Here is a 20025-nt window from a genome sequence, read left to right as displayed (position 1 = left end):
TACAATTAGTTCATATGGATTTTAAACTGATGCTTCAGTCCTTTAAACGCTTCAAGGTCGGCCTTAATAGACCCCACAAGGATATCTGCCTTTACGCGTATTGGCATTTTATTATCATCGTCTGAAACCCAGAGGGTTAAACTTTCTTCTTCTTTAAAGATACGCCCCGACTGCACAAAAGGCCTAAACTTAAGGCATCTTACTTTCCCGAATTTTGTGTTGAGGGTTTCCCTGCCCAGGTACTTAAGTTTGAACTTAAATATCCCATCATCGTCAAAAAGCATATCAGAAACATATTCATCGCCTTTATTGATGTTGTTAATATCTACCCGGTCCCTTAAATAGTAAAAAGCCGACAATAAATCTTGTATGCCTTCTTTTATTTTAAAGGATTTTTCAGTATCGTGTTTATGATCTTCCAGAACGGCCTTGTTGGTTTTATAATCAAAATTGATTTCTAAATCTTTTGTATGGCCACCTTCATCTATTTTCCTTATAAATTTATAGGGTTGCCCCGTTTGTTTGTCGAAATAGCTTTCGTAATTATCGTCTACCTTAAAAAACAGGCTTGCAAGCCCAGTAGTTTGGCCATTTCCCACAACATGGTATACTTCCTTACCGTTTAAAGATTCCTCTTTAAGTTCCAAGGTAGCAAAGCTTGCGTTAAAAATACCGTAATGAATCCTGAATTGAAACCATTCCCCACCTTTATACGAAGAATTGGTTTTTATGGGCTGACTTTGATTTGTGAAGGCCGAAAGCCAAAATATAAGTAGCGTTAAAAGTATCTTTTTCATAGTTCAATTAAATCCCTGTTTTGGGGTTTTTGGCTATTTTTATAAATCCGAAATAGCGTTAATTACACATCATTAAAAATTCAACATATTCTGCATGAGGCAATAATCGACGTAAAAATAATAAAATCAATTACATTACCGTTTCCTGTTCATATAATTAACAATTATTGTTCCAAAAAATTATAATCGAACATTATAAAAGCAAAAAACTCGGCCGAAGCCGAGTTTTTTTCATTAACCAACCAAAACTTTAAATTATGAAAACTTTACTTAAAGTCTGCAAAGGGCACCACCCCTTTTGCGGATGCAAAGTTAATGCAAAACAAATGTTATGCAAGCATAATAAATAAGTTTAACTTTTTTAACACCGAGTACGCAATTTGTTGCGTTTCTAATTATCAAAAAAGCAAAAAAATTGATATTTTATAGCGTTCCTCGCATTTCCTGTTCGCGCTCAATAGCTTCAAATAGCGCTTTGAAGTTTCCTTTTCCAAACGATTTTGCACCTTTTCGCTGGATAATTTCAAAAAACATTGTGGGCCGGTCCAAAACCGGTTTTGTAAAAAGCTGGAGCAAGTAACCCTCGTCATCCCGATCTATGAGAATGCCCAGTTCTTTTAAAGGCTCCAATTTTTCGTCAATTTCACCTACGCGGTCCAAAACTGTGTCGTAATAAGTTTCGGGAACATGCAAAAACTCCACGCCCCTTTTCTTAAGTGCTTTTACCGTTTCAATAATATTCTCTGTAGCCAGTGCGATATGCTGCACGCCAGCGCCGTTATAAAATTCTATATATTCTTCTATTTGAGATTTTTTCTTTCCCTCGGCGGGTTCGTTTATGGGGAACTTAATCCTTCCATTTCCATTACTCATTACTTTACTCATGAGCGCCGTATAATCGGTTGAAATATCTTTATCGTCGAAAGATACCAATTGGGCAAAGCCCATTACCTTGGCATAAAACTCGCACCATTTACCCATTTCGTTCCAGCCTACGTTCCCAACCATATGGTCTATGTATTTTAACCCAACCTCAGCGGGCTTATATTCTGGGTTCCACGGTTTAAATCCGGGCATAAAAACCCCTTTGTAGTTGGATCTTTCAACAAAGATATGGATAGTTTCTCCATATGTATGAATTCCTGAGAGTACCACTTCCCCTTGATCGTCCTTAATGGTTTTAGGCTCCATATAACTTTTGGCGCCTCTTTTGGTAGTTTCCAAATAACTTTGTTTGGCATTGTCTACCCAAAGGGCTACTACTTTTACCCCATCGCCATGCTTTTCTATATGGCGGTTTACCTCTCCGCCTTGTTGTAATGGCGAAGTTAACACCAACCGTATTTTATCCTGCTGAAGCACATATGAAACCCTGTCTTTAATCCCGGTTTCCAGCCCAGAATAGGCAATTGGCTGAAAGCCCCAGGCCGCCTGATAATAATGTGCCGCTTGTTTTGCATTCCCTACATACAGTTCTACATAATCTGTGCCGAGCAATGGAAGAAAGTCTTCGGCTGCTTCTACTTCTTTATTTAATTTTAAGGATGTTGTATCTTGTGACATAATTATTTTTTGTTTGAAAATTTGTATTGTATACCTTATTGCTAATTGGTATTGGATTTTGTTTCTTATCCAAAATTTACCACATCGCCCTTAAATGAGGGGTTATATCTACTCTAAAATTCAACATTTGCATTAATAATATTTATCCAACAACGGTTTCAATATAACAATTAAATTATTCCAGCCAAGATTTATGATAGGTTTCATCGGCAATTTCCATGGCCTGTTTGGTTAACTGAAGCGGTTTAAAAGTGTCTACCATAACGGCCAGCTCCTCTGTTTTGGTTTTCCCGATACTTCTTTCTGCTGCACCCGGATGCGGACCGTGAGGGATCCCGGCCGGATGTAAGGATATATGGCCCTTCTCGATATCGTTACGGCTCATAAAATCTCCATCTACATAATACAGCACCTCATCAGAGTCGATGTTGCTATGATTGTAAGGCGCGGGAATGCTTTCAGGGTGATAATCGTACAGCCTAGGCACAAAACTGCACACTACAAAGGCATCTGTCTCGAAAGTTTGGTGCACCGGAGGTGGTTGATGTATCCTTCCGGTAATGGGTTCAAAATCGTGAATGCTCAATGCATATGGATAATTAAACCCGTCGTACCCAACCACATCAAAAGGATGGGTTGCATATATCATATCGAAAACCTCGTTCTGCTTCTTGATCTTCATTAAAAAGTCTCCTTTTTCATCGTTGGTCTCCAATTCGTAAGGCCTGCGGATATCCCTTTCGCAAAAAGGGGAATGCTCCAAAAGTTGCCCGAACCAGTTTCTGTATCTTTTTGGGGTATAAATGGGCCTGCGTGATTCCACGATGAACAGCCTGTTATCTTCGGTTTCAAAATCTATTTTATAAATAATCCCCCGGGGGATTACCAGATAATCGCCATACTTAAAGTCCAAGTTCCCCAAGTGGGTCCTTAATTTTCCAGTTCCTTTGTGTATGAAAATCAGCTCGTCGGCATCGGCATTTTTATAGAAATAATTTGCTGTTGATTTTTTGGGAGCCGCCAATTCTATGGTACAATCTGCATTGGTTAAAATAGGGGTCCTACTTTTTAAATAATCATTTTCCGGTTTGACTTTAAACCCATGAAAACGATAGGATTTTATGTTGTTTGCCGTTGCTATTTGTGGAGCGACATTTATTTTTGATGATATTTCCTTTACTTGTGTTGGGCGATAAACATGGTATAAATTTGAAGACATTCCGTCGAAACCAATGGTTCCAAAAAGCTGCTCGTAATAGAGGCTCCCATCTGGTTTTTTGAAGATTGTGTGTCTTTTATGAGGTATCTTACCCAATTTATGATAAAAAGGCATAGCGAAAACGTTTGATTTCTGCAAATATCGGAAATTTTTGGGGGTTTTTTACTAAATAAAATCTTAAAACCAAAAGCCCACGCTTACTGTAAAAAATTTCTCATCTACTTCGGGCGACCAATTGAATTTTGCCTGAATTGGCCCTAAAATAGATTCGTATCCATACCCAATGGCATATCCGGAATAATCGGGCAGTGTAAACCATTCTCCGCGCTCAAAAATATTGTTCCCGGCATTGGCAAAGTTTGCGGTTAAGTTTACATGGTTTCCCCTTATAAATTCCCAATCGGTACTTATTGTTGCCTTTACAAAACTATCGCCCCCAAAGCTTAGATAATCGTACCCTAAGAATGGGGTTATGTTGTTAATAAAATCGTTTCCCCATCCTCCCAAAATAAAGTCGAAGGTATTTGCATTGGAGCTCCCCAATTTAAAACCGCCTTCGGTAAAAAGATTTGCAGAAAACTTACGTGCAAATGGCATGGCAAAACCTAATTTTGCTTTGGCTACCGAAAATTGGGTAAAATCTTCCACTTCTCCGCTTGAAAGAAGGTACCAATGAAAATCGCCGTCAAAAAACAGTCCTTTTGAAGGAAAATATTTATCGTCTAAAGTATCGAATTTTAAAAACCCATAGCTACTAAAATAGTTTTGTTTTTCCAGCAAGATTTCGTTCCCCTCTTCATTGGCTACCGTTTCTGTTTCAATTTTCAGGAATTTATGTTCCAGCCCCAGTCCAAAAGTAAATTCTTCCTTCCAGACGGTTTTCATGTATATCTGGTTGGTAATATCGTCCAGGCTAATGTCGAGCTTGTTTACATCGGGAAGATCTTCAACTGCTTTTCCCTGAACAAAATCGAAAGAGACATCCTTGGCAAAGGAATTATAGCGGGACCTGAGTCCGAAGCTCCAATAAAAGCCTTTGTCTAGATAGTACTCAAAATCATATCGTATATAATCCCCTACAATAAAATCGAAAGAGATGACATCGTCATCAAAAAATAAATGCTTCTTGGTAATATTAACCAATCCCGCCGTTTTGTATAAGCCATCGTAATGTATACCCAATTTTAAAAACATGTCTGTATGCTTTTCCACAATGGGCACGGTAAGTTTATAGCCATCTTTATTGGGCCTGATTTCGTACTTAACGCTGTTAAAATTGTTGGTAGCTGCCAAATTGCTCATTCCTTGGTCCAGATTGTCAAAATTGGTATATTCTTCTGTAGTATACCTTAGTTTTCCCTTAAGGTATGCACGGGTATATTTATCGTTTCCTTCAAAAGAGAGTTTATTAATAAGGAAGGTATCTATTATTTTAACGGGATATTTTTTTTCGGGTTTTTTAAGTTGAAGCTGTGCAATGCTATCCAATTGCATTTCCTTTTTTTGGCCGGCTTCGTAGCCGTTTTCTATAATAGACGCCCCTTTACTGAAAGAGAGCACGTCAAAACCGTCTATTTCGGGTTTGATATGAACATCTGTTTTTTTCAGCTTCTCCTTCATATCGTTTACCGTATTGTAATAATTTATTTGCACCAATATGTCCGTAGCCGAATTTAACTTATCCCTTTTGTACAAGGGGTCCTGTACATCTACTCCGATAATGATATCTGCCCCCATTGCCTTTACTTCATCTACCGGGTAATTGTTTACCACGCCACCGTCTATCAAAAGTTGGTCGTTTATGGGGACGGGCTCAAAAAAAGAAGGGATTGCCGCACTTGCCGAAATAGCCTTGGGCAGGTAACCTTTGTTTAATTGTACGGGCTCTCCGGTTTCAACATCGGTAGCCATACAAAAAAATGGGACGGGCAACTTGTTAAAATCGTCAATATTATTTACGTTAAAAAGCAACTCTGAAAGCAAGTTATAGAGATTTTGCCCTTTGGACAAGGATGTGGGCAACGAAATTTTAAATCTATTAAACGGAAGCGTTACTGCATACCGCTCATAATTATTTTTTTCGTAAAAAGACATGGCCGAACGTGGCATTTTATCCTGCAATAACACGTCAAAATTTGTTTCCTTGAAAATGGAGTCAAGTTGCGTTGGAGTGTACCCAGCCGCATACAAAGCGCCAACAATAGCGCCCATACTGGTACCGCCAATATAATCAATCCGTACTCCGGCTTCTTCAATGGCTTTTAAAGCACCAATATGCGCTAAACCTTTTGCCCCACCACCACTAAGGACAAGCCCAACCTTGGGGTCTTTCTGGCCTACTTGCTGGGCATTTACCTGCAATGAAAACAAGATTGCTATAACCAGCCATATTCTTTTTAAATACATATACCTATTTTTTATGAAAAGCATTGTACACTTTTTTGGCTTTTGCTTTTCCCACAACTAATACTATTTGTTCCAAGGAGGCTTCTTTAACCCGTTTAACTGATTTAAATGTTTTCAACAGGTCGTTTGCGGTTTTCTTGCCTATTCCATCAATATTTTCCAATGCCGAACTTATAGCAGCCTTGCTTCGCTTATTCCTATGAAAAGTAATTCCAAACCTATGTGCCTCGTTACGCAATTGCTGGATAATTTTTAATGTTTCAGACTTTTTATCCAGATACAACGGAATAGAATCTCCCGGATAATATATTTCTTCTAACCTTTTGGCAATTCCTATAATGGCTATTTTTCCACGCAGGCCTAACCTGTCCAGACTTTTCAATGCCGATGATAGCTGCCCTTTCCCACCGTCTATTACAATTAACTGCGGAAGCGGTTCAGCTTCTTCCAGCAACCGTTTGTAGCGCCTGTGCACCACTTCTTCCATCGATGCAAAATCATCGGGGCCCACAACTGTTTTTATGTTGAAATGCCTATAGTCTTTCTTGCTTGGTTTTCCGTCTTTAAATACCACACATGCGGCAACCGGGTTTGTCCCTTGTATATTTGAATTGTCGAAACATTCTATATGTCGCGGATCTTCAGACAACCTTAAATCTTTTTTCATTTGCGCCATGATTCTTTTTACATGACGTTCCGGGTCTACAATCTTAATCTGTTTAAAGCGCTCCTGCCTATATAATTTGGCATTCCTTTCGGAGAGTTCTAAAATACGTTTTTTATCGCCCAATTTTGGAATGGTAACCTTAATTCCTTCAGCAACATTAATAGAAAAAGGCACATATATTTCTTTAGACTGGGAGTTGAACCTTGTTCGCAGTTCTGTTACGGCCAGCTCCAATAACTCTTCATTGCTTTCGTCGAGTTTCTTTTTAATTTCTACGGTATGCGCCCTTATAATGGCACCGTAAGACAATTGAAGGAAATTGACATAGCCGAAGCTTTCGTCGCTAACAATTGAAAACACATCTACATTGCTTATTTTCGGGTTTACCACAGTGGATTTTGCCTGATAATTTTCCAGAACATCTATTTTTTCTTTTATCTGCTGTGCTTCTTCGAATTGCATTTCGGCAGCCAAGGCTTTCATCTGGCTTTTAAAATCGCCTAACGAATCTTTAAAATTTCCTTTTATAATTTCCCGGATAGCGGTTATTTGTTTATTGTATTCCCCTAAGGTTTGATATCCTTCACAGGGGCCCAGGCAATTTCCTAAATGGTATTCCAAACACACTTTATATTTTCCGGCATCGATTTTTTCTTTGGAAAGATCGTAATTACAGGTGCGCAACGAATACAGCCCTTTAATAAGGTCCAAAAGTATCCTTACGGTTTTCATGCTTGTGTATGGGCCAAAGTATTCCGACCCATCCTTTATCATGTTCCGTGTGGTAAATACTCGTGGAAAACGCTCGTTTTTAATACAGATCCAAGGATACGTTTTATCGTCCTTCAGCATAACGTTATAGCGCGGCTGGTATTTTTTTATGAGGTTGTTTTCCAGTAAAAGTGCGTCTGTTTCGGTAGGCACCACAATATGCTTAATCGTTTCAATTTTTTTGACGAGCACCCTGGTTTTGCCATATTCATGGTTTTTATGAAAGTAAGAAGAAACCCTTTTTTTTAAATTCTTGGCCTTACCGACATAAATAATTTTCCCGTCCTTGTTATAAAATTGATAAACCCCCGGATTGTTGGGCAACGTTTGCAATTGTATTTCTATTGGGGTTTGGCTCATGAAAGTACGACAATTTATTCTTCAAAGATAAATGAATCTAAAATTACATCATAAACAACAGACCTTATTTATTAATTATGAGAGAAAAAGATTACAATTTTTAGCTTAAAAAAATTATTTTGTACAAATACCGATTACTATTACATTTTAACAGGTTGAAATATTAAAAAAAAACTATCTTTAGCTGCTGATTTATGATAATTGGACCCCTAACAAATATGTAAATGAACCATAAAATTGACCTAGCCTGTATCATTGACGATGACAAACTCTATGTAAAAATGCTGTCCCGCTTGCTAGACATCAAAAAATTATGCAAAGAGTTTTTGGTTTTTGAAAATGGAAGTGAAGCGTTTTCTTACTTTAAAGGTGTTTTTGAACAACCCGAAAAAGAGAGAATACCACAAGTTATTCTTTTGGACCTTAATATGCCTGTCATGGACGGATGGCAATTTTTGGAGGAATTTGTAAAAATTAAGTCAGATTTAGAACATCCCATAACCTTGTACGTGGTAAGCTCGTCCATTAACCCGGAAGATATTCAAAGGGCTAAAGCTTTTGAAGAAGTATCTGATTATTGGGTAAAACCAATCTCTTTGGGTGAACTGGAGGAAATGTTTGAAAAAGTTTAGTAGATGAACAAAAAAGAGCTTCGCCAACTCTACAAAGAAAAACGCTTTGCTCTTACAAAAAGCGAAATTGAAAATTTAAGCATACAGATTGCCAACCAACTCTTATCCCTTAAAATATGGGACCAAATCTTTTACCATATCTTTCTTGCCATTGAAAAACACAAGGAGATAGACACTTCGTTTATTTTAAGCATTTTACAGGGAAAAGACAAAGAAGTGGTTATTCCCAAAAGCAATTTTTTAAATAGCACCTTAACCAATTACCTCCTTACAGACAACACCAAAATAATAATCAACGAATATGGCATTCCCGAACCCGAAAACGGGATCGAAATAGCGAGTGAAAAAATTGACGTTGTTTTTATACCATTGTTGGCTTTTGATAAAAAAGGGAACAGAATTGGCTATGGAAAAGGGTTTTACGATCGTTTTTTGGCCACTTGCAGAAAAGATGTTATAAAAATAGGGCTCTCTTTCTTTCCTCCGGAAGAAGCATTCAACGACCTGCACCACCAAGATATTGCATTGGATATTTGTGCAACCCCTGATGCCATTTATGAATTTTGAAATAACGGTAAAAGAATTATTTTTTTGGAAAAGCCTTTTTATTGAACACCAATAATACACCTACGCCAATACTTATCGCCGCATCGGCAATATTAAATACAGGCTCGAAGAACCTAAAAGTTTTCCCGCCAACAACAGGCATCCATTCTGGCCAGACCGTGTCTATCATCGGGAAATGAAGCATATCTACAACCCTCCCGTGGAATAAGGAACCGTATGGGTCTTGGGGAAACAATGTTGCCACTTGCCCATAACTGTCGTTGAAAATAAGTCCATAAAAAACCGAGTCGATAATATTCCCCAAAGCACCGGCAAAAATTAACGATATAGCGATAACCAAAGTTGGTGTGGCATTTTTTTTAACCGAATCGTACAACCAATAGCCAATTCCGCATATTGCAACAAGCCTGAATATGGTTAAAAAAAGTTTTCCGGCCTCATCTGAAATAAAAGGAATTATATCACTTATTTTAGTGCCCCACGCAGCTCCTTCGTTTTCTATGAACAAAATTTTAAACCAGCTGAAAACCTCAACATAATCTCCTAAAATAAAATGGGTTTTAATATATATTTTGGATACTTGATCTATTAACAGGACCAAGACTATAATCAGGGATGCTTTTTTTAATGACATATTTTTTAAGTAAACTGCCTTTTCTAGTGGCATACATATTTCAACGGCGGTAAAAATAAGGATATTATTCTGTTTTATTGATGTAAATGTTACCGTTCAACGAATTTAACTCGAAGTTAGTATTTCCGGTCTTCAAAGAGCCTTTGTATACTTTTCCGTATTCGCTCTTGGCCCATACCTCTCCACTTATTTTTTCTGCAACTATATTTCCGTTTCGCGTCCTTGCCTTTATGGTTCCGCCAGAAATATTGTCCAGCACTATCAATTCGTTGGCCGTTATGGCCTCTATACTTTTATAATGGCCCCTGAGTTCCATTCCCGTATAATTTCCAGAAATATGCACTTCTTTGTATTCGGGGACTTCAATCTCCAATGAAACCGAAATTACTTTATGCGCCCCTAATTTATCGTTGGGCTTATTAAACAACGGTCTTTGCTCTACGCCTATAAACAAGGTGGTTCCTTCTTCTTTTACAGTATTTACAAATTCGTTTTGATATTCCCCTTCCATCTTGGTTACAATAATTACATCATCGCCCTTGTGCGTTTGCATGGAAACATTGAATACATTATTGGCATCTACCTCTATAAAAGAAACCTCCTTGGCAAGGACAACTTTTTTTATGGCCTTTTGGGAATATGCGTATGCTCCGCTGAGAAAAATAATGAAAGCAAAAATGTACTTCATGTAAAATACTTTTTAAAATAACAACCAATTGGCGGGCAAGGTTTATGCAACAAAAAACGCTCTTAACAGAGCGCTTTTTTTTACATTTAAGTGTTGTTTTTTTGCAATTAACTTTGCATATTTTTAGCTTCGATGCTCAAGGTAGCATGCGGTACCAGCTTTAAGCGCTCTTTGTTGATAAGCTTCCCGGTAACCCTACAAACACCATACGTTTTGTTCTCGATACGTACCAATGCATTTTTTAGGTCGCGGATAAACTTTTCCTGACGCAAAGCCAGTTGTGTATTTGCTTCCCTGCTCATTGTTTCAGACCCTTCCTCGAATGCTTTAAATGTAGGAGAAGTATCGTCTGTACCATTGTTGCCGTCGTTTTTATAAGAGCTTTTTAAAAGCTCAAGGTCTTGATATGCTTTTTCTATTTTTCCTTCAATCAGTTCCCTAAACTCTGCTAGATCTTTATCTGAGTACCTTACTTTCATATCTGTTTCCATAGTACTAGTGTTTTTGAATAATTAACTTGGTGTTTACCTCATCAAAAGCAATTTCTGTACCATTATCTAAGTTCTCCTCGAAATTTAGCTGTGCCGTTAAGGTTTCTGCCTTAATGTATTCTATATTGTTTTCAACAGCTTTTTCTACAAAACCATCCTTTTGTAACTTAACATCAATCTTGTCTGTCACTTCAAAACCAGAATCCTTACGTAAGTTCTGAATTCTATTTACCAGTTCCCTGGCTACTCCTTCGTTACGCAAATCTTCTGTGATCGTTACGTCTAATGCTACAGTGATTGCGCCCGAACTGGCTACTAACCACCCTTCTATGTCTTGTGATGAAATCTCTACTTCATCGATTCCTAAAGTAACGTTTTTTCCATTAATTTCAATAGAAATAGCCCCTTCACTTTCAATTTTTTGAATTTCGGGCTGGTTAAATTTATTTATCTCATTGACAATCAGCTTCATATCTCTTCCAAAACGTGGCCCTAAAACTTTAAAATTAGGCTTAATTTGTTTTACCAAAACCCCGGAAGCATCATCAATCAATGCAATTTCTTTTACATTTACTTCAGACTTTATCAAGTCTTCCACCTCTTTAATTTCATTTCTTTGTTCCTCGTTAAGTACTGGAATCATTATCTTTTGAAGCGGTTGACGTACTTTTATCATTTCCTTTTTACGCAACGAAAGTACCAAGGAAGATATTGTTTGAGCCTTCTCCATTTTGCGCTCCAACAATTTATCAACAAAGTTTTCTACAAATTGGGGGAATTCTGCCAAATGCACACTTTCAAAGTTTTCCTTTCCGGTGGCGGCCACTAAATCTTTATACAACTGATCCATAAAGAAAGGTGCAATTGGCGCACCAAGCTTTGCAACCGTAACCAAACACGTATACAATGTTTGGTAGGCGCTTACTTTGTCTTGCCCATAATCGCCTTTCCAGAAACGCCTTCTGCTTAAACGCACATACCAGTTGCTCAGGTTTTCCTGAACAAAATCGGAGATTGCCCTTGCTGCTCTTGTGGGTTCGTAATCGGCATATGCTTCATCAACCTTTTGCACCAATGTATTTAATTCTGAAAGTATCCAGCGGTCAATTTCTGGCCTTTCATTCAATGGAATGTCCTTTTCAGCATAGGTAAATTCATCGATATTGGCATATAAACTGAAAAAAGAATAGGTATTGTATAGCGTTCCGAAGAATTTTCTACGCACTTCTGCAACCCCTTCAATATCAAATTTTAGATTATCCCATGGATTTGCATTGGAAATCATGTACCAACGCGCGGCATCGGGGCCGTATTCTTTTAATGTTTCAAAAGGGTCTACGGCGTTGCCCAAACGCTTGGACATTTTTTGTCCGTTTTTATCGAGCACCAAACCGTTTGACACTACATTTTTATAGGCCACGGAGTCGAAAACCATTGTACCAATGGCGTGCAAGGTGTAAAACCACCCACGGGTTTGGTCTACTCCTTCTGCGATGTAATCGGCGGGGAAAAAGCCTCCCCCTTGATCTATTTTTTCTTTGTTCTCAAACGGATAATGCCATTGTGCATAAGGCATGGAACCGGAATCGAACCAAACATCAATCAAATCGGCTTCTCGTTTCATGGGTTTTCCCGATGGAGAAACCAATACAATTTTATCGACTATGTTTTTGTGAAGGTCTACTTTTTCGTAGTTTGCTTCACTCATGTTCCCCACTTCAAAATCGGCAAAAATATCAGCTTCCATAACGCCAGCTTCTACCGCTTTTGCCATTTCATCTTTTAGCTCTTCAATCGAGCCGATGATAATTTCTTCCCTACCGTCTTCGGTACGCCATATCGGCAACGGAATTCCCCAAAAACGGGAACGCGATAAGTTCCAATCGTTTGCATTTTTCAACCAATTTCCAAAACGCCCTTCCCCGGTTGCTTTTGGTTTCCAGTTGATGGTTTTGTTTAAATTGTACATCCGGTCTTTAACCTCGTTTACTTTAATGAACCATGAATCTAACGGATAATAAAGAACCGGCTTGTCGGTACGCCAGCAATGCGGATAACTGTGCACATATTTTTCTACCTTAAAGGCTTTGTTTTCTTCTTTTAATTTAATAGCTATTTCTACATCTACAGACTTTTCGGGTGCTTCGCCATCGGTATAATATTCATTTTTTACATATTTACCGCCAACTTCAGGCAATTCTGCCCTAAAGCGGCCTTGAAGATCTACCAAAGGAACGGGATTATCATTTTCGTCCAATACCAACATTGGCGGTACTTCTGGCGTAGCTTCTTTGGCTACCTTGGCATCGTCTGCACCAAAAGTTGGGGCTGTATGCACAATTCCGGTACCGTCTTCGGTGGTAACAAAATCCCCGCCTATTACCCTAAAGGCATTTTCGGGGTTTTGGTATGGCAATGCATAATTCAACAATTGCTCATATTGGGCTCCAATTAAATCTGCTCCTTTCCCTTCAGCCATTACCAAATATGGTATTTTTTTGGCCCCACTTTCATAATCGGTAAAAGCAGTTTCATTTTCAGCTTCAAAATATTTACCAGAAAACTGTTTTTTAAGCAATGGTTTGGCCACCACCACATTTATGGGCTCGAAAGTGTATTGATTGTATGTTTTTATCAACACATAATCAATTTTAGGGCCTACTGTTAAAGCTGTATTGGACGGAAGTGTCCATGGCGTGGTTGTCCATGCCAGGAAATGAACGGCCCCAAACCCTTTTAAAAATTCGGGAAGTGTTTCTTCTATGGCCTTAAATTGTGCCACCACTGTTGTATCGGACACGTCTTGATAGGTTCCCGGCTGGTTTAATTCGTGCGAACTCAAACCGGTTCCTGCCTTAGGCGAATACGGCTGAATGGTGTACCCTTTGTACATTAATCCTTTATCGTAGATTTGCTTTAATAGCCACCATACGCTTTCCATGTATTTGGACTTGTAGGTAATATAGGGGTGCTCCATATCTACCCAATACCCGATTTTCCGGGTCATATCGTTCCAGATGTCCGTGTAGCGCATTACCGCTTTCTTACAAGCCTGGTTGTATTCTTCTACCGATATTTTGGTACCAATATCTTCTTTGGTAATACCCAGTTCTTTTTCAACCCCCAATTCTACCGGAAGCCCGTGTGTATCCCACCCCGCTTTGCGTTTTACCTGATATCCTTTTTGGGTTTTATAACGACAAAAAATATCCTTAATGGCCCGGGCCATGACATGGTGAATTCCCGGCAACCCATTGGCAGATGGAGGGCCTTCATAGAAAACAAAAGGCTCTTTACCTTCCCTGCTGGTGATACTTTTCTCAAAAATTGCTTGCTCATCCCAAAATTTCAGAACTTCTTCCGCAGTTTTGGGCAAATCCAATCCTTTATATTCTGTAAACTTCATTTAAACAGTTCCTTTGTCGTATTTAAGTTGGCAAAAATACTAAATTCCAGTGAATTGACCCATGTTAAACATCCTAAAAGCAATCCATGGGGATGTTATTAGGTTAATATTAATATTTACAATGACTTGTAATTATTTAAGCAAATATCTGCTGAAGAATTTCCAGTGATTTAGGCTTTTTAAAATCGGACAGGTGCAATTGGTAATAACGGATTAAGCTATTTAACAAATCTGCCCGCACCGTTTTATTCATTTTAACAATATTTGCATCCTCGAAACCATGTTGCAACAGTTGCTTAAAAACCGCCAATTGTTGCCCCTCGATAACCTGATTGTACAAGGAATATACAAATTCTCCTTCTAAAAGATCAAAATAAGGAGCTTCCCGCTGTGAATCGTCGGGGTAAAAGCCCAGGTATTTTGTTAGCTCCAACAAAAAAGAAATATGGAAATTGGCTATTTCGTCGTGTTCGTCCAACCAAATAAAAGCCGTAGCTATAAATTTATACAAAGCGGTATTTTCTTCTTCTTCCTGAAGGGAAACTACTAACATTTCGGATAAAAAAATTGCCACTGAACTTTTACTTACATCTGTTTGTAGGTTTTTATACGAATATGCAAGTTTTACTTCCCGCAAACTTTCTAAAGTGCCTTTATTTTTATGGTTGGCAACTATTTCTAGTTGTGTTAACGGCTGAAAATATCCTTTTTTTAATTTTCCTTTTTTTGATGACAATACCCCTTTCAACATATACGATTTTACCCCGTCACTTTCCGTAAAAAGCTTTACAATCAAACTGGTATCGCCATATTTTATAGCTGAAAGCACAATAGCCCGGGTTGTTACAATCATATTTTATAGGAATATAAACAAAAATAGGAATTTGCTTTTTCTATATAGCTTGATTTCAAGATAAAAGAAGGTGCCTTTAAATTTCAACAAAACAACAATTAATTATTGTTTTACAATAATTTTTATATATTTGCAATAATAATTGAAACTTAGACAATGAAAAAAACCAATATTATTTCCAAAATATTATACGCTGTAACAAGAGTTCTGGCGTGGCTTTATTTTTTTACAGCTATTTATGGGTTTATATGTTCGGTAACAAAAACCAATATTAAATCTGTGGCAGGCCAAACTATTATTGAATATCCTTTTACAGATGTTCCTTTTTTAATTCTGGACAACAGCATACCTTATTTAGTATTTTCATTTTTGCTTCCCACTTTGGCATATGCGCTGTTTTTCTGGCTACTTTCTAATGTTTTTCAGGTCTTTTATCAACAAAAATTATTTACTGTAGCCAACATTGCCCATTTAAAACGATTTTATGCCATCAATTTGTTTTTACCCATTCTGTTGGTTATTATTTCATCCTTTTTTACGGAAATTGAAAGAGAAATATATATGATTATAGCCTTACATATGTTTCTGGGCATCTTTATTTTTATTATTTCAGAAATTTTTCAACAAGGATTAGATTTACAAAACGAACAAGATTTATATATATAAATTATGCCAATTATTATCAACCTGGACGTTATGCTTGCAAAGCGCAAAATAAAGAGCAAGGATTTAGCTGATACCATTGGCATTACGCCCGCCAATTTATCCATTCTTAAAACAGGAAGGGCAAAAGGCATTCGGTTTGAAACCCTGGAGGCTATTTGCAAAGCACTTGAATGTAAACCCGGAGATATTATAGATTATGTAGATTAACCACCTCTTTCACATATAAAACAGCATACATGAACACATTGAAAATTAAAAATGTATCCCTTGTTTACAACAACGGATACCAGGCTCTTAATGCCGTAAATTTAGAAATTAAAAATGGCATATTTGGCTTATTAGGGCCCAATGGTGCCGGTAAATCTTCGTTAATGAAAACAATTGTGGGGCTCCAAAAACCTTCTAAAGGAAGCCTCACTTTTAACGGATCTGATATTGTTAACGAGCCTTTTAAAATACAAAAACATTTAGGGTTTTTGCCACAATATTTTGGTGTTTATCCAAAGGTTTCCGCTTATAATTTATTAGACCATATAGCAAAATTAAAAGGCATTCAAGATTCGGGGCAACGCCACGAACAAATCATGAACTTACTCGAAAAGGTAAACCTATTGGATGCAAAAAATAAAGAAGTACATACTTTTTCCGGTGGAATGAAACAACGCTTTGGTGTAGCACAAGCATTATTGGGAGAACCCAAAATAGTAATTGTAGACGAACCTACGGCAGGTCTGGATCCCGAGGAGCGCAACCGTTTTAACACCTTGTTGAGCGAACTAAGCGAAGATATTATTGTAGTGTTTTCTACCCATTTGGTAGAAGATGTTAGAAATCTTTGTTCTACTATGGCCATTATAGAAAAGGGGGCTATTATTTCTCAAGGTGCTCCAACATATTTTATAGAACAGCTAAATGGTAAATTATGGGCCAAGGCCATTAAAAAAAGCGAACTGTCAAAATTGGAAACAGAATACCGTGTTATTAGCAAGCAACTTATAGAGAAAGTAATGCATATAACGGTTAATGAAGATGTTTGTCCGATAGGTTTTCACGCTATTACGCCCTCTTTAGAGCATGTGTATTTTAATTATTTAAATAGGTACAAAAAATGAATACGGTATTTTTAAACGACCTTCATATAATACTCAAGCAAAAGTATATCTATGTTGCCTTGATTGTTTTAGCAGTTATTGGCTTTTGGGCGGGATACAAATTCAGCATTAATATTGGAGAAGGCATCTATATAAACGCTCCATATTCGGTAGGCTTCATGATTGGGCTATTAAGCCTTGCCATTATTTTAATGGCCACTTTATTGGCTTTTGCCCTATTGTTTAAAGAGAGAGACTCCAACTTCAATTTAATCATTTTTACCACTCCTATTAAAAAGAAAACTTTTGCCTGTGCACGTTTTTTTTCTTTCTATTCAACAACACTATTCAGCTTTTTTATTCTTATAACAGGCTATGTGGCAGGTTTGTATACCCAAACAGAAACTGAAATAAGCCCGGGATTCAACCTTTGGCATTTCCTTTATCCATTTATTACGTTCGGTATGTGCAATGCCTTATTTATATGTAGCATCCTATTTTTTATTGCGCAGAAATTACAAAACAAGCTTATGGTTGCCATAAGTGGATTAATGCTGTATGTTTTGTATATGGTGGTTATGGTATTTTCTAATGCCCCGTTTATGGCGCAGGCATTACCCCAATCGCTATTTGCACAACGCATTTCTGCCTTGGTAGACCCTTTTGGTTTGTCCAGTTACTTTTTTGAAGGAAAAGATCTTACAGTTTATCAACGTAATACCCAAGTGGTTTCTTTCACCAATTTATGGTTGATAAACAGGCTCTCTTTTTTTATTTGTTCAATATGCTTTCTATATGGCGGCATTTACCTATTTTCCTTCCTTTCTACGCCCAAAGCATTTAAAAAGCAAGCGCCATTGCTAAAAACACAACCCTCCCTCACGCCTTTTACACAAGTAACCGCCAAATTCGACTCTAAATCCAAATGGTACGCTATCCTTTCTTTTATAAAAATTGATTGTATCTATTTATTTAAAAGCATCTCTTTAATTGCCATATCCGTTTTGTTGCTTTTTTATGTAGGAATGGAAATGTATGCCGATATAGACAAAGGCATCCGTCTTCCTCAATATTATGCCAGTTCGGGGCTCTTGGCCCAAACCATTAACGGTATTTTTTATTTTATTGGAGGATTGACTATTGTGTATTTTGTAAATGATGTTTTCTGGCGAAGCAAAGCGGAAGGATTTTCAGTTATACAGGATACTACATATTATTCCAAAGAAAAACTAATAGGCAACATAGGAAGCATTTTGTTCTTGATAAGCTACTTTACACTATTGATGATAATGGAGGCTATAACTTTTCAATTCCTTTACAATTTTCCTTATTTTGACTGGAATGCATATTATGGGGTTATTGTTTTCAACACATTCCCGCTTATACTTTTATCGCTTTTCTTATTTTTCATAAACAACTTAATCAAAAACAAAAATCTCGCATTGGGCATTTCTATGGCGTTCTTTGTAGTTTTTGGCACCAAATTGGTTCAAGGGTTCATCAAGAATCCATTATTTAGGTTCCTATCCGATTATAAAGGAACATATAGTGATTTCTTAGGCTATGGCGGATATTTGCCCTTGTTCTTATGGCGCTTGTCTTTTGGGTTTTTGGCAGTTGCACTGCTATTTTTATTGTATGGAACCTTCAAAAACCATAAAAACAGTATTGCTAAAATTATTGGTTCATTGGTGCTCTTGGTACTCTGCATTATCATTTCCGACATCTTTCTACATGGCTATATCCCCCGGGACAATGATCTGGCTATAACAAAAGCCGTTCGTTATGAAAAAACCTATAGAAAATATCAAAACATTCCCCAACCAACCATAAAAAAAGTTATTGCCAATATTGATTTGTTTCCAGAAGACCATGCATATAAAATTACGGGAAGTTATGTCATTAAAAATATGCACCAAAAACCCATAGATTCGATATTGCTTCATATCCCGGAAGATTTTATAATCAAATCATTTTCATATCAATATAAAAATGAAAAACTGATTATTGACAACCCGGTTTCAGCACTTTTCCTACAAAAGCCACTTCAACCAAACGACACCGCAAAATTGAAGTTTGAATTAAAATACAAATGGTACGCTGTAAATGGTCACGATGCTTTTAATGCCATTGTAGAAAATGGGTCTTTCATGAGAATCAGCAACTATTTTCCCCGGTTTGGATATGATGAAGGCAAAGAAACTATGGATAGCAACATTAGAAATAAATATAATTTGGGGGAAGCCACAGGCATTAAGCCTTTAGGAGCCCCTAAAGAAAATACAGATGATTTTATTGATTTAGAGTTGGAAATTTCCACTCCTCAAAACCAAATAGCCGTGGGAACCGGCGAGCTCACAAAACATTGGAAAAATAAAAAACGAAATTATTTTACCTATCGGGCAAACGCCATTCCATTTCGCTTTGCATTATCTTCAGCCAAATATTTGTCCAAAAGCACCATACACAATGGCATAACCATTAAAGTTCTGTACAATGCATTGCATGACAATAATGTTGACCACCTTATAAAAAACACAATACTTTCATTAGATTATTGCACCAAAAACTTTGGCCCATACCCGTTTAAAGAGATTGTTTTTGCAGAAATATCTTCATTTACCAGTGGTTTTGCCGGCACAGCTTACCCGGGTGTTATTTTTATGACAGAAAACATGATCTTCAATGCCAATATTAAGGCTGATGATAAGCAGGATGTTATAAATGAGCTTGCTGGACACGAAGTTTCACATATTTGGTGGGGTAACAATCAAATAAATCCAGATTATAGGGAAGGGTATGCCATGCTTACCGAAAGCCTTGCCATGTATACAGAATTGATGATTTATAAAAAAATGCACGGTGAAGAAAAAATGAAGGAGCGCATACAATTACATCGACAAATTTATAATGCCGAAAAAGGTTACTATAAAGACGTCCCATTAATTAAGGCTACCAAAAACCAGCCTTATATAGCCTATTCTAAAGGAGCCGTAATTTTTGCTGAAATAAGCAAGTTAATTGGAGAAGACCGGTTGAACTTAGCCTTGAAGAATTTTTTATGCAAATACAAATATCCTAACCCGAAACCTATATCGACAGATTTACTGGATGAAATACTTCGGGTTTCTGATGCAAAATTTCATCCAAAAATAAAATCGTTATTAGCATCAACAACGTCCCCTTCTGTTGATTAAACATATAAAAGTAAGAG

The 20025-nt window shown here is 37.3% G+C and carries 16 protein-coding genes; 6 read left to right on the top strand and 10 right to left on the bottom strand.

Features of this window, described 5'->3' with window-relative positions:
• Nucleotides 1–5 precede the first annotated feature (5 nt).
• The 5 genes from UXI14_RS11610 to uvrC all read right to left on the bottom strand — a co-directional run bounded on the left by UXI14_RS11610 (nucleotide 6) and on the right by uvrC (nucleotide 7783).
• Nucleotides 6–797: a DUF3108 domain-containing protein gene (locus UXI14_RS11610; RefSeq protein WP_335966268.1), complete on the bottom strand. Its 792-nt coding sequence runs from the start codon at nucleotides 795–797 to the stop codon at nucleotides 6–8.
• 423 nt (nucleotides 798–1220) lie between these two features.
• Nucleotides 1221–2360 (bottom strand): 4-hydroxyphenylpyruvate dioxygenase, encoded by a 1140-nt coding sequence (hppD, locus tag UXI14_RS11605; protein WP_335966267.1) that lies wholly within the window; start codon nucleotides 2358–2360, stop codon nucleotides 1221–1223.
• A 175-nt stretch (nucleotides 2361–2535) separates the two neighbouring features.
• Nucleotides 2536–3693, bottom strand: coding sequence for a homogentisate 1,2-dioxygenase (locus UXI14_RS11600; protein ID WP_335966266.1), 1158 nt, complete (start codon nucleotides 3691–3693; stop codon nucleotides 2536–2538).
• A 63-nt stretch (nucleotides 3694–3756) separates the two neighbouring features.
• On the bottom strand, nucleotides 3757–5985 hold the full coding sequence (locus UXI14_RS11595; protein ID WP_335966265.1) for a patatin-like phospholipase family protein: 2229 nt from the start codon (nucleotides 5983–5985) through the stop codon (nucleotides 3757–3759).
• A 4-nt stretch (nucleotides 5986–5989) separates the two neighbouring features.
• Nucleotides 5990–7783, bottom strand: a complete 1794-nt coding sequence (uvrC, locus tag UXI14_RS11590; protein ID WP_335966264.1) for an excinuclease ABC subunit UvrC — start codon at nucleotides 7781–7783, stop codon at nucleotides 5990–5992.
• 224 nt (nucleotides 7784–8007) lie between these two features.
• Here uvrC and UXI14_RS11585 point away from each other — a divergent pair, with 224 nt between their 5' ends.
• Both UXI14_RS11585 and UXI14_RS11580 read left to right on the top strand, forming a co-directional pair.
• The gene (locus UXI14_RS11585) at nucleotides 8008–8415 is read left to right on the top strand and encodes a response regulator (RefSeq protein ID WP_277900349.1); all 408 of its coding nucleotides are present in this window, start codon (nucleotides 8008–8010) and stop codon (nucleotides 8413–8415) included.
• Nucleotides 8416–8418: 3 nt separating this feature from the next.
• Nucleotides 8419–8982, top strand: coding sequence for a 5-formyltetrahydrofolate cyclo-ligase (locus UXI14_RS11580; protein ID WP_335966263.1), 564 nt, complete (start codon nucleotides 8419–8421; stop codon nucleotides 8980–8982).
• Between the two features lie 16 nt (nucleotides 8983–8998).
• Here the strand turns inward: UXI14_RS11580 and UXI14_RS11575 are convergent, their stop codons facing one another.
• The 5 genes from UXI14_RS11575 to recO all read right to left on the bottom strand — a co-directional run bounded on the left by UXI14_RS11575 (nucleotide 8999) and on the right by recO (nucleotide 15054).
• Nucleotides 8999–9616 carry a lipoprotein signal peptidase gene (locus UXI14_RS11575; RefSeq protein ID WP_335966262.1) on the bottom strand — a complete coding sequence of 206 codons (618 nt, stop codon included), beginning with the start codon at nucleotides 9614–9616 and terminating at the stop codon, nucleotides 8999–9001.
• Nucleotides 9617–9680: 64 nt separating this feature from the next.
• Nucleotides 9681–10304, bottom strand: a complete 624-nt coding sequence (locus tag UXI14_RS11570; protein WP_335966261.1) for a hypothetical protein — start codon at nucleotides 10302–10304, stop codon at nucleotides 9681–9683.
• Nucleotides 10305–10411: 107 nt separating this feature from the next.
• Entirely contained in the window at nucleotides 10412–10795 is a 384-nt protein-coding gene (locus UXI14_RS11565) for a TraR/DksA C4-type zinc finger protein (protein ID WP_335966260.1), read from the bottom strand.
• A gap of 4 nt (nucleotides 10796–10799) precedes the next feature.
• The gene (ileS, locus tag UXI14_RS11560; RefSeq protein WP_335966259.1) at nucleotides 10800–14201 is read right to left on the bottom strand and encodes an isoleucine--tRNA ligase; all 3402 of its coding nucleotides are present in this window, start codon (nucleotides 14199–14201) and stop codon (nucleotides 10800–10802) included.
• 136 nt (nucleotides 14202–14337) lie between these two features.
• A complete protein-coding gene (gene recO / locus UXI14_RS11555) occupies nucleotides 14338–15054 on the bottom strand; it encodes a DNA repair protein RecO (protein WP_335966258.1) in 717 nt (238 codons plus the stop codon).
• 156 nt (nucleotides 15055–15210) lie between these two features.
• On the opposite strand from recO, the gene UXI14_RS11550 reads away from it, so the two are divergent.
• Genes UXI14_RS11550 through UXI14_RS11535 form a run of 4 tightly spaced genes read left to right on the top strand, consistent with a single transcriptional unit; the run spans nucleotide 15211 to nucleotide 20008 of the window.
• Entirely contained in the window at nucleotides 15211–15720 is a 510-nt protein-coding gene (locus tag UXI14_RS11550) for a DUF2975 domain-containing protein (protein ID WP_335966257.1), read from the top strand.
• 3 nt (nucleotides 15721–15723) lie between these two features.
• Nucleotides 15724–15927 (top strand): helix-turn-helix transcriptional regulator, encoded by a 204-nt coding sequence (locus UXI14_RS11545; RefSeq protein WP_277900357.1) that lies wholly within the window; start codon nucleotides 15724–15726, stop codon nucleotides 15925–15927.
• A 29-nt stretch (nucleotides 15928–15956) separates the two neighbouring features.
• Nucleotides 15957–16832 (top strand): ABC transporter ATP-binding protein, encoded by an 876-nt coding sequence (locus tag UXI14_RS11540; RefSeq protein WP_335966256.1) that lies wholly within the window; start codon nucleotides 15957–15959, stop codon nucleotides 16830–16832.
• On the top strand, nucleotides 16829–20008 hold the full coding sequence (locus UXI14_RS11535) for a M1 family aminopeptidase (RefSeq protein ID WP_335966255.1): 3180 nt from the start codon (nucleotides 16829–16831) through the stop codon (nucleotides 20006–20008). The genes UXI14_RS11540 and UXI14_RS11535 overlap by 4 nt, the downstream gene beginning before the upstream one ends.
• Nucleotides 20009–20025 lie beyond the last annotated feature (17 nt).

The sequence above is a fragment of the Galbibacter sp. PAP.153 genome (genome assembly GCF_037029175.1).
In the GTDB taxonomy this organism is placed as follows: Bacteria; Bacteroidota; Bacteroidia; order Flavobacteriales; family Flavobacteriaceae; genus Galbibacter; species Galbibacter pacificus.
The sequence above is the reverse complement of the archived record's forward strand: the minus strand, read 5'-3'. Positions and strand labels throughout refer to the sequence as shown.